This is a genomic window from Streptomyces flaveolus (genome assembly GCF_000716535.1).
In the GTDB taxonomy this organism is placed as follows: Bacteria; Actinomycetota; Actinomycetes; order Streptomycetales; family Streptomycetaceae; genus Streptomyces; species Streptomyces flaveolus_A.
Map to the genome: position 1 here is coordinate 60,092 of NZ_JNWV01000041.1, position 11,507 is coordinate 71,598.

At 70.8% G+C, this 11,507-nt stretch carries 10 protein-coding genes; 8 read left to right on the top strand and 2 right to left on the bottom strand.

Annotation, left to right across the window (positions count from 1 at the left end):
- Positions 1–12 precede the first annotated feature (12 nt).
- Positions 13–939 (bottom strand): oxidoreductase, encoded by a 927-nt coding sequence (locus OO52_RS37705; RefSeq protein WP_030653699.1) that lies wholly within the window; start codon positions 937–939, stop codon positions 13–15.
- An 89-nt stretch (positions 940–1,028) separates the two neighbouring features.
- On the opposite strand from OO52_RS37705, the gene OO52_RS37710 reads away from it, so the two are divergent.
- The 8 genes from OO52_RS37710 (at position 1,029) to OO52_RS48415 (ending at position 10,818) form a co-directional block, all read left to right on the top strand.
- Positions 1,029–1,631 (top strand): TetR/AcrR family transcriptional regulator, encoded by a 603-nt coding sequence (locus OO52_RS37710; RefSeq protein ID WP_030653704.1) that lies wholly within the window; start codon positions 1,029–1,031, stop codon positions 1,629–1,631.
- Positions 1,632–1,860: 229 nt separating this feature from the next.
- The gene (locus OO52_RS37715) at positions 1,861–3,186 is read left to right on the top strand and encodes a S53 family peptidase (protein ID WP_030653706.1); all 1,326 of its coding nucleotides are present in this window, start codon (positions 1,861–1,863) and stop codon (positions 3,184–3,186) included.
- A gap of 286 nt (positions 3,187–3,472) precedes the next feature.
- Positions 3,473–3,781, top strand: a complete 309-nt coding sequence (locus OO52_RS37720) for a hypothetical protein (RefSeq protein ID WP_014673544.1) — start codon at positions 3,473–3,475, stop codon at positions 3,779–3,781.
- 141 nt (positions 3,782–3,922) lie between these two features.
- Complete coding sequence (locus OO52_RS37725; protein ID WP_030653709.1) at positions 3,923–4,750, top strand: hypothetical protein; 828 nt, start codon at positions 3,923–3,925, stop codon at positions 4,748–4,750.
- A complete protein-coding gene (locus OO52_RS37730; protein ID WP_030653712.1) occupies positions 4,740–6,062 on the top strand; it encodes a hypothetical protein in 1,323 nt (440 codons plus the stop codon). Before OO52_RS37725 ends, OO52_RS37730 begins: the two co-directional genes overlap by 11 nt.
- Positions 6,059–7,615, top strand: coding sequence for an SCO6880 family protein (locus OO52_RS37735; protein WP_030653715.1), 1,557 nt, complete (start codon positions 6,059–6,061; stop codon positions 7,613–7,615). Before OO52_RS37730 ends, OO52_RS37735 begins: the two co-directional genes overlap by 4 nt.
- Before the next feature lie 14 nt (positions 7,616–7,629).
- Complete coding sequence (locus OO52_RS37740) at positions 7,630–9,042, top strand: ATP-binding protein (protein WP_030653718.1); 1,413 nt, start codon at positions 7,630–7,632, stop codon at positions 9,040–9,042.
- Positions 9,043–9,141: 99 nt separating this feature from the next.
- Positions 9,142–10,818: a type IV secretory system conjugative DNA transfer family protein gene (locus OO52_RS48415; protein ID WP_030653720.1), complete on the top strand. Its 1,677-nt coding sequence runs from the start codon at positions 9,142–9,144 to the stop codon at positions 10,816–10,818.
- On the opposite strand, the gene OO52_RS37750 is transcribed toward OO52_RS48415, so the two are convergent.
- Positions 10,815–11,396, bottom strand: coding sequence for a GNAT family N-acetyltransferase (locus tag OO52_RS37750; RefSeq protein ID WP_030653724.1), 582 nt, complete (start codon positions 11,394–11,396; stop codon positions 10,815–10,817). The two genes, OO52_RS48415 and OO52_RS37750, sit on opposite strands and share 4 nt — an antisense overlap.
- Positions 11,397–11,507: the final 111 nt, after the last annotated feature.

Here is an 11,507-nt window from a genome sequence, read left to right on the forward strand (position 1 = left end):
CGACCCTTCCGGTCACCGCACCGTCGCCGTGAGCGGCCACTCCACGCCCGTCAGCTCCTCCGAGAGCGTCCACAGCCGCCGGGCCGCGGCCGGATCGCTCGCCGCCGCGCTGCGGCCGACCAGGGCCGGGGCGCCGCGCATCTCGGCGGGACCGTCGGGGCCGACGTAGGACGCGCCGGGCAGGTCCTGGGTGGCCGCGTAGAGCGTGGGCAGGGCTCCGGCCTTGTCGTCCTGCGCGAGGAAGCGGTTGCCGGCCCGCATGAACACACGGGCGAACGGGTTGGCGGTGTGGCTCTGGAGGTTGGTCGCCGCCCAGCCGGGGTGCGCCGCCAGGGCCCGTACGGCCGACCCGGCCTCCGTCAGGCGCCGCTGGAGCTCCAGGGTGAAGAGCAGGTTGGCCAGCTTGGACTGGGCGTAGGCGCGGGTGGGGCTGTAGTTCCCGCGCAGGTTCACGTCCTCGAAGTGGATCGTCCGGTCGCCCATGCGGTGCGCGCCGGACGACACGGTCACCACCCGGTCCGTGATCCGGGGCAGCAGCAGGTTGGTCAGCGCGAAGTGCCCCAGGTGGTTGGTGCCGAACTGCAGCTCGAAGCCCTGCTCGGTGCGCCGCTCCGGGACCATCATCACGCCCGCGTTGTTGATCAGCAGGTCCAGCGGGCGGTCCCAGCCGACGGCGAACTCCTGCACCGAGTCCAGATCCGCGAGGTCCAGCCGGCGCACCTCGGTGCTGCCGGCCACCCGTGCGGCCGCGGCACCGCCCCGGGCGAGGTCCCGTACGGCGAACACCACGTGCGCCCCGGCGCCGGCCAGCGCCTGGGCCGCGGTGAAGCCGATGCCGCTGTTGGCGCCGGTGACGACGGCCGTACGGCCGGTCAGGTCGGGGAGACGGGTCGCGTTCCACTTGCCGCGCTTGCCGCGCGCTTCGGTCGTATCAGCCATGGCTTCAATGTAGGCAGCGCCAACAATGCTGTCAATGACAACAATGATGGCGTCGCCAACAAAGCTGGCGTTGACAACATCGAGATACGATGGCGGGCATGCCCACACCCCGCCCCTACCACCACGGAGACCTGCGCGCCGCCCTGCTCAAGAGCGCCGAGCGCACTCTGCGCGACAAGGGGGTCGGCGCGCTCTCACTGCGCGAACTGGCCCGGGACGTGGGCGTGAGCCACGCCGCCCCCGGCCGCCACTTCAAGGACAAGCAGGCCCTGCTCGACGCCCTGGCGCTGGACGGATACGAGCGCCTGAACCAGGCCCTGGCCACCGCCGACCGCCCCGACCGGCCCTTCGAGGAGCGGATGACCGCCCTCGCCCGCGCCTACCTCGGCTTCGCCGTCGACAACCCGGAACTGCTGGAGCTGATGTTCGCGCGCAAGCACGACCCCGACAGCTCCGTCCAGCTCGCGGCGGCCGTCGACCGCTCCCTCGGCACCTTCACCCGGCTGGTCGCGGACGCCCAGGAACAGGGCGAGATCGTCCATGGCGACCCCGAGCGCCTCACCACGGTCGCTGCCGCGAGCCTGCACGGCCTGGCCGCCCTGATCGCCGGCTGCGCGCTCGACGCGGAGGAGACCCTGGCCGGCCTGGACACCCACGTCCGCCTGCTGCTGCACGGCCTGCGCCCGCGCTAGCCGGCTCCGGCGGCCACGCCCGCCCCACGCGGCTGTGCGCTTCCTGTGCGCCCGGTCAAGCGCCGCCCACCCCCGAGCCATCCCCCGCCCATCGGCCGGTAAGCCCCACCTCCGCTTCAGTAACGCGGACGTCAGGATTCCGAAAGCCTCTTGTTGTCGCGTACTCAACAAGCCATGGTCGTCGCGGGCCGCCGCCCCCACCGGTCACCACCTCCCAGGAGGCTCCACCGTGCGTACGACCGCACCCAAGTCCCCCCACATATCCGGCAGATGGCGCCGGGTCGGCTCGGCAGCCGCGGCCACCGCCGCGCTCCTGTTCGCCGGGCTGGGCACCGCAGCCCACGCGGACGCCGCCACCCCGGCCAAGTCCGCGGCACCGGACGTGACCTGGACCGCCACCCCCTGTGCCACCCCGAAGCACAAGGGCGAACTGGCCTGCCACTCCTTCCGCGTCACCGGCGGTGTCACCGCCTTCGAGAAGGCCCAGGCCCGGCGGACCGGCACGACCGCCCGCATCACCCCCGAGGCCGCCGCCGCGAGCCCCACCGGCTACGGCCCCTCCGACCTCCAGGACGCCTACGGCCTCACCTCCGCCGCCGCCTCCAACGGCTCCGGCGAGACCATCGCCATCGTCGACGCCTACGACGACCCCCACGCCGAGGCGGACCTCGCCCAGTACCGCTCCACCTACGGCCTGCCCTCCTGCACCACCGCCAACGGCTGCTTCAAGAAGGTCGGCCAGACCGGCTCCACCACCTCCCTCCCCACCGCCGACAGCGGCTGGGCCGAGGAGGAGTCCCTGGACCTGGACATGGCCTCCGCCGTCTGCCCGAACTGCCACATCCTGCTCGTCGAGGCCAAGTCCGCGACCATGACCAACCTGGGCACCGCGGTGAACGAGGCCGTCAAACTCGGCGCGAAGTACGTCTCCAACAGCTACGGCGGCTCGGAGTCCTCCGCCGACTCGACGTACGACTCCTCCTACTTCAACCACCCGGGCGTCGCCCTCACCGTCTCCGCCGGCGACGAGGGCTACGGCGCCGAGTACCCGGCCGCCTCCAAGTACGTCACCGCGGTCGGCGGCACCGCCCTGAAGACCTCCTCCACCACCCGGGGCTGGACCGAGACCGTCTGGAACACCTCCAGCACCGAGGGCACCGGCTCCGGCTGCTCCGCCTACGACGCCAAGCCCACCTGGCAGACCGACACCGGCTGTGCCAGGCACACGATTTCGGACGTCTCCGCGGTGGCCGACCCCGCGACCGGCGTCTCCGTCTACGACTCCTACGGCGTCACCGCCGGCTGGTACACCTTCGGCGGCACCAGCGCCTCCGCCCCGATCATCGCCGGCGTCTACGCCCTGGCCGGCACCCCGTCAAGCGGCAGCTACCCGGCCGAGTTCCCGTACGCGGCCGCCGGCACCCCCGCCCTGAACGACGTCACCAGCGGCAGCAACGGCACCTGCTCCACCGGCTACCTCTGCACCGCCAGGTCCGGCTACGACGGCCCCACCGGCCTGGGCACCCCCGAGGGCACGGACGCCTTCACCGGCTGAGCACCCACCGCGGAACGGGCGGGCCACGGCACCCAGCCGTGGCCCGTTTTCGCGTCCCCGTGAGAACATCGACGCGACGCCTCACCCGACCGCTTCCACTCCGACCTCGTTGCCCGGCGTGACCTGCCGTGATACACAGAGTGACCGAACGGGCTATTCGTACGAAACCCGCCAGTCAATGACGCCAAGTCGACATACGTTGGCGACGTTGTCGGCGACAATGAGGCCTGACCTCTGCACACCGCAGGGGCACTCACGGAACTACCCACCAGGGGCGGTGACTTACATGCTCTTTGCGGCCGACAAGGGAGACATCAACACCATCATCGGCGGGATCGCTCCGGACTGGGGCCCCTTCGGCAGCCTGGGCAACGAGGCCAAGGTGATGATCGAGGTGGTCATGGCCGTGGCCATCCTCCTCTGCCTCGGCATCGCGGTGTGGGGCGCGGCGAAGCAGCGCATCGGCGCCACGGCCCTCCGGGACACCTTCAGCGCCGAACAGGGCAAGGGCCTCATCATCGCCGGGCTCACCGGGGTGTTCATCATCGGGTCCCTCGGCACACTGTTCACGATCGTGTACGGCATGGCGGTCTAGCCCGTCCCCTCCACCCCACCCACCCGTCGTGCCCACCGGCTGAGGTTGCGTCTCCCTGATGTCGAGTCACCACACCGCGCCCCCGCGGGAACCAGCACGGCTACCGTCGTATGTCTACGAGGGTGAGGGAGCGCACACGGCATGAGTCCCGGAGACGAACAGGGCTACGACTACCCCGAGACGGGCCACACCCGCACCCGCCTCCCCGACCCCGACCCCTACGGCGGCGCCCCCCGCCGCCCCCACCGCTCCTCCTCCCGCAGCCTGGTCACGGTGGTAGGCGTAGTAGTCCTCCTCATCGCCGCCATCGCCTTCGCGAACAGGGGGGAGGATTCGCCGGGTGACGGGACGACAACAAAGGACGATCAGCCACGGGCTGCGTCGACCGCGGCGAGTGGGACCAAGCCGGTGGACACGAAGACCGGCAACATCCCGACCGGGTTCCCGCACACCGAACAGGGGGCACAGAGCGCGGCGGCGAATTACGCGGTGGCACTGGGTTCCGCCGAGATGTTCAACACCGCATGGCGGCACCGGATCGTGGACACGGTCTACACCCCGGAGGTCGCCGCTGCCAAGCAGTCGGCCATGGACAGCGCCTACTCGAACGAGAGGTTCCTCGCCAACATCGGCTTGGCCAGGGACGGCACCGCTCCGAAGGGCCAGACGTTCGTCTCCCGGGTCATCCCTGTCGGCACGAAGGTCACTTCCTCCGAGCCAGACGCCACAACGGTCGAGGTCTGGTACACCTCGCTGTTCGGCCTCTCCGGTGAAGCCTCCAAGAATCCGGTGACCGAGGGCTGGTACACCACGACGTACAAGCTGAAGTGGGCCGACGGCGACTGGAAGATCGCCGACTTCCAGCAGAAGGACGGCCCAGTCCCCGTGGGCCGTGACCAGACGGCCTCTACCGCCGACGACATGACGAAGGCCGTCGAGGAGTACGGAGGGTTCACGTATGCGCGCTAACCACCGCGTCCTCAGGATCACGGCTGTCGTCGGAGCCGCGCAGGCGGCCACGATGCTGCTGGCAACCCGCGCCTTCGCGGAGCCCACTCCATCCCCCACCAAGAGCAACGACTCCTGTGACCTGATCCGCGGCGCCGCCAAGCAGTTCTGCGAAAAAGACAACGGCTCATCCGGCGGATCCCCCGGTGTAGGTTCCGGCAACCCCCTCACCGACACGCTCGACCCCCTCGCCTCCCTGGCCAAGGGATGTGCCGACGCCGCCGCCTGGACCATCGGGAAGCTCAGTGAGGCCGTGAAGGAGACCGCAAACGTCGACTTCACCAATCAGGCGTTCCTGAAGCAGTACGCCGTCGTCTTCGCCGCCTCCACGATCCTCACGCTCCTGCTCTGGCTGCTGGCCGTCGCCAAGCGAGCCGTACGCGGCGTCCCCCTCACCACCGCCATCTCGGAAGCCGTCGGCTTCCTCTGGCTCACCGTGCTGGCCTCCGCCTTCACCCCCCTGATCCTCTACACCGTCGTATCGGCGACCGACGGCGTCACGGACGTCCTCGCGAAAGCCACCGGCGACCAGGCCGACACCTTCTTCGGCACCTTCTCCGGCGCCCTGAAGAAGGGCAACGACATCGGCGGCGGCCCCATCATGCTGATCGTCGTGTCCCTGGTCAGCATCCTCGCCGCCGGCGTCCTCTGGCTGGAGCTCGTCATCCGCGCCGCCCTGCTCTACGTCGGCGCCCTCCTCGGCACCGTCGTCTACGCGGGCCTGGTCGACAAGAACCTGTGGGGCCACGTCCGCCGCTGGGCCGGCATCATGATCGCCGTCATCCTCGTCAAACCGGTCATCGTGATCGTCCTCGGCCTCGCCGGCGCACTCTCCGGCGACAGCGGCCCCGACGCCTTCTCCGCCGTCGTCTCCGGCCTCGCCATCATCCTGCTGGCCATCTTCGCCAGCGCGATGATCTACCGCTTCGTCCCCGGCTTCGGCGACGAGATCGCCGGCTCCCGCAGCAACCGCATCATGCAGGGCGCCGAGAGCAAGGCCGCCGCCGTCATCAGCTCCCCCGCCACCCTCGTCGCCCAGGGCATCAAGACCCACAGCACCCGCGCCGACACCTCCGGCGGACAGACCGGCAGCACCCCCCGCCCGGCCAACCCGGCCAGCGGCGGCGTCGCCGCCCACAGCAGCCGTACCCCCACCGGAGGCACCGGCGGAGCCGTCCCCTCCGCCACGCCCGCGCCCCGCGCGTCCAGCCCGGTCAACACTCCGCACGCCAGCAACACCCGCAACAACCGCTCTGGAGGTGAAGGGCGTTGACGACCGAGTCCCACCTGTCCCATCCGGTCACGCCCCGCCGTACGTATCTCATCGGCCGCGCCCGGCCGAACGCGATCGTCGGCCGGAACCGCGAGTCCGGCGAGATCGCCCTGATCATCGCCGGCGCGTTCCTCGGCATGATGTGCGGCCTCCTCGTCCCGGTCCTGTCCCTGCGGATCGTGCTGCTGACCGGCTTCCCGCTGCTCGCGCTCGCCGCGGTCTACGTGCCGTACAAGCGCCGCACCTTCTACAAGTGGTTCGAGATCAACCGCAGCTACAAGCGCACCGTCAAGCGGGGCGCCGCCTACCGCTCCGCCGCCATGGAGGCCGGCACCCGGCTCGACGGGCGCGAGATCGAGATCGGGCCGCCCCCGGGCATCGGCCGCATCACCTGGCTCGCCGCGCCCTTCGGGCCGGACGAGATCGCCGTACTGCTGCACGCCGACCGCAAGACCGTCACCGCCGCCATCGAGATCGAGGGCCCCGGCGTCGGCCTGCGCGACTCCGAGGACCAGGAGGCCCTGGTCGACCGTTTCGGCACCCTGCTCAAGCACGTCGCCAACGGGGACGGCTTCGTCACGCGCCTGCAGATGCTCGCCCGCACCCTGCCCGCCGACCCGGACGCGCACGCCAAGGACGTCGTCCAACGCGGTGACGCCCGCGCGCCCGGCTGGCTCCAGCAGTCCTACGACCAGCTCCAGTCCATGGTGTCCACCAGCAGCGAGCAGCACCGCGCCTACCTCGTCGCCTGTATGCACTACACCCGCGAACTGGCCGCCGAGGCACACGCCATGGCCCGCGCCGTCCGCGCCCGCGGCGGCAAGGTCGACCGGGACGCCGGACTCGCCGTCGTCATGGCCCGCGAGCTCACCGACATCTGCTCGCGGCTCCAGGAGGCCGACATCCGGGTGCGGCAGCCGCTCGGTCAGGGGCGGCTGGCCTCCCTCATCCACTCCATGTACGACCCCGACCACCCCATCGACCACATCCAGGCGATGACCCAGCGCAACGCCTGGCCGGCCGAGCTGGACGCCACGGAGCCCACCTACCTCCAGGCCAAGACCCGGGAGTCCAGCACCCGCGCGCCCTGGTGCCACGCCACCGCCTGGGTGAAGGAGTGGCCGATGACCCCCGTCGGCGTCAACTTCCTCGCCCCGCTGCTCGTCCACACCCCGGACGTCATCCGCACGGTCGCCGTGACCATGGACCTCGAACCCACCGAGGTCGCCATCGAGCGGATGCTCACCGAGAAGACCAACGACGAGGCCGAGGCGTCCCGCGCCGCCAAGATGAACCGGACCGTCGACCCGCGCGACATCGCCGCGCACAACCGCCTCGACCAGCGCGGCGAGGACCTCGCCAGCGGCGCCGCCGGCGTCAACCTCGTCGGCTACATCACCGTCTCCTCCCGTTCTCCGGAGGCCCTCGCCCGCGACAAGCGGACGATAAGGGCCTCCGCCGGCAAGTCGTACCTCAAGCTGGAGTGGTGCGACCGAGAGCACCACCGCGCCTTCGTGAACACACTTCCGTTCGCCACCGGCATCCGAAGGTAGGGGCTGATTCGCCGATGCGGGACCCGCTGTCCGTCCTCACCGAGGCCTTCACCTCCTTCCTCTTCGGAAAGGTGGAGACGACCCGGCTGCCGGTGCGCACCTCCACGGGCCAGGCCCAGGCCGTCTACCTGCCCACGGCCGCGCCCGGCCTCGGCGACTCCGGCGTCATCATCGGCCGCGAGGTGTACTCCGGGAAGGGCTACATCTACGACCCCTTCCAGCTCTACGGCCAGCAGCTGCCGGCCCCGCACTGGCTCGTCCTCGGCGAGTCCGGGAACGGCAAGTCGGCCCTGGAGAAGACCTACGTCCTGCGCCAGCTGCGCTTCAAGGACCGCCAGGTCGTCGTCCTGGACGCCCAGGGCGAGGACGGGGTCGGCGAATGGAACCTCATCGCCCAGGAGCTGGGGATAACTCCGATCCGGCTGGACCCGACGGCCGCCCTGAACCACGGCATCCGCCTGAACCCGCTGGACCCGGCGATCACCACCACCGGCCAGCTGGCACTGCTGCGCACGATCATCGAAGTGGCGATGGGCCACGGCCTGGACGAGCGCTCCGGCTTTGCCCTGAAGGTCGCCCACTCGTACGTCAACGAGACCATCGTGGACCGCCAGCCGGTCCTGTCCGACATCGTGGAGCAGCTACGGCACCCCGAGCCGGAGTCGGCGGAGGCGATGAACGTCGCCATAGACGACGTACGGGCCTGGGGCCTCGATGTCGCCCTGGTCCTGGACCGGTTGGTCGACGGTGACCTCCGGGGCATGTTCGACGGCCCGACGACGGTCGGCATCGACCTGGACGCCCCGCTGATCGTCTTCGACCTCTCCCACATCGACCGCAACTCCATCGCCATGCCGATCCTCATGGCGATCGTCGGCGTGTGGCTGGAGCACACCTGGATCCGCCCCGACCGGAAGAAGCGCATCTTCCTGGTCGAGGAGGCCTGGCACATCATCAACAGCCCGTTCGTGGCCCAGCTCTTCCAGCGACTGCTGAAGTTCGGCCGCCGGCTCGGCCTCTCCTTCGTCGCGGTGGTCCACCATCTGTCCGACGTCGTCGACGGAGCGGCGGCGAAGGAGGCGGCGGCCATCCTGAAGATGGCGTCGACCAGGACGATCTACGCCCAGAAGGCCGACGAGGCGAGGGCCACGGGCAGGGTCCTCGGCCTCCCCCGCTGGGCGGTCGAGATCATCCCCACGCTCACGCCCGGCATCGCGGTCTGGGACGTCAACGGCAACGTCCAGGTGGTCAAGCACCTGGTCACGGAGACGGAACGGCCGCTGGTCTTCACCGACCGCGCGATGACCGAGTCCTCCAGCGACCTCGCGGCCGACGACGCCCTGCGCGCGGCCGAACTGGAGGCCGAGCAACGGGCCGCGGCCTTCGTGGAACAGCACGTGGGCGACTCCGAGTCGACGGTGGCGTAAGGGGACGAGGGGGCGCAGGGTACGCCCCAGCGGTCACAGGAGCGCCTGGGGACGCCTGGGAGTGCCCAGGCGTCCCTGGGGGACGTAAGGGAGCACAGGGTGAGACCGGACGATCGCCGCGAGGACCGCCGGGACAGCCGTCGGGAGGGCCAGGGCGGCATCCCCGACGGCCTGTTGATCGGCATGCTCGCGTTCCTCCTCGGCATGACCGTTCTGGTGTGGACGGCCACGGGCCTGGCGGCCTGGTTCGCCCAGGGCGCCTGGCCCACCGGCGTCACGTTCACCCGTACGCCCCTGGCCATGCGCCACCTCATCGGCCGCCCCCACGACATCACCGGCGCCTGGCCGGACACCCCGCCGTCCCAGCTCTCCGGCTGGGGCCTGTTCTGGGGCCTCTTCATAGGCCAACTGATGATCCTCTTCGTCCTCACGATGTTCGTCCTGGGGACGGTGGCACGGTGGCGGGCAGGACGGACCCGGAGGTCTGCCGCCGAGAGCGGGGGGATGACGGGGGCCGGCCCGAAGGGCGCCGGATCGGTGACGGCCGGGCCGCTGGGTACCGGCTCGGGGGGTGCCGGGCCTGCTGGGACTGAAGTCGGCGGCCCTGGGGGCGGCGGGGCTCCGGCTGCCGGGTTCCCAGCCGGTGGGCCTGGGGTTGGCGATCCTGGGAGGGGTGGTCCTGGGGTTGGCGGACTCGCGGCTGCCGGGCCTGGTGCCGGCGGGCCCGCGGGGCCCGGGCTCGAGGGCGCAGCGACCGCATTCGCCCCTCAGCAGGAGGTCCCGGCACCTCGCAGGGAGGCTGAGCCGCTGGGACGGGCCGACTTTTCGGCCGACGGTGCACCTGTGGGCGGGTGGGAAAAGATCCTCATCGCACCCAGGGAAACCCGCCACACCACCGCGGCCCACGCCATCCAGAACGCCCCAGGGCCCACCGTCATCGTCACCTCCAACCCCACCCTCTGGTCGGACACGAAGGACGCGAAGGCGAAACTGGGCCCCACCCTCCTCTACGACCCCACGCACCTCTGCGACACCCCGGCCCGCCTCCACTGGTCCCCCACCACCGGCTGCGAGGACAAACAGACGGCGCTGCACCGAGCGACAGCCCTCCTGGCCCCCGTACGACCCACCGCCAAGATCGACCAGGCGGTGGCGGACACGGCGACCACCCTCCTCCGCAGCTACCTGCACGCCGCCGCCCTGGACAACCGCACCATCCGCCACGTCCACCGCTGGTCACAGGGCACCCAGGTGCAGGAGGCGGTCCGCACCCTCCGTACCCACCCCAAGGCCGCCCCAGGCGCCGCAGGCGAGCTGGAGGCGGCCCTCACCGCACACCCCGAACGCCGCGACATCGCCCAGGAACTGACGAGCCGTGCCCTCGCGGCCCTCTCCACGGTCAACATCCGCGAAGCCTGCACTCCAAACCGAAGTGATGCCCTCGCCTTGGATTCCTTCGTCCACGAAGGGGGCACGCTTTATGTGGTCGGTGAATCCATCGAGGACCCGCGGAGCGATCCGGGCGCGATGCCGCTCCTGACGGCCCTCGTCTCCAGCGTGGTCGAGCGCGGCCGGCGCATGGCCGAACGGTCATCCTCCGGTCGGCTCGACCCACCACTCACCCTGGTCCTGGACGACATCGCGGCCGTGGCCCCGTTCCCGGAGCTGCCGGCCCTGCTCGCCACCGGAGCCGACCAGGGCCTGCCGACGCTCGCCCTGCTCCGCTCCCGCGAACAGGCCCGCTCCCGCTGGCCCCACGAGGAACTACCGGTCTAGACGGGCCTGGTCCAGGCGGGCCGCTCCAGAACGAACTCCAGCTCCTTCTGCGCCTCGTCCTTCGAGAACGACACCACCAGGCCGCTCGGCACGAAGCCCATCCTCCGGTACGCCGCCTGCGCCCGCGCGTTGTCCTCGTGGACGAACAGCCGCACCCGCTCGGCCCCCCGCTCCCACGCCCAGGCGACACCGGCCTCGAACAGCGCCTCGATCAGCCCGTTCCCCCGGTGCTCGGGCCGCACGAACACCCCGGCGACGTGCCCTTGCCGCAGCTCGACCGGCAACCCGGCCCAGTCCTTCGACCCGGCCTCTTCGACGAGCACCGTGACCGAGCCGGCCCAGGTCCCGTCGGACGCCTCGACGACGAACTGCCGGGCCGTCAGGGACCCTTCCCCGGAGGTGACGGCCCGGTCCTGCCAGAAGGAGTCGGGCTTGGCCGCAGCGTTCTCGTAGGTCTCCAGAAAGGCGAGGTGCGCGACAGGGTCCCGGAGCGCGTCCAGCCGCAGCTCCTTCACCCGCTCCCAGTCATCGGGACGTATGGCGCGGACGACGTACTCGTTCCTGGCGAGAAAGCTCATGAGTTCACCCTAAACGCAGAAAACCCCCGCACCGAAGTGCGGGGGTTTCCTCAAAAATTGTTCGGCGGCGTCCTACTCTCCCACAGGGTCCCCCCTGCAGTACCATCGGCG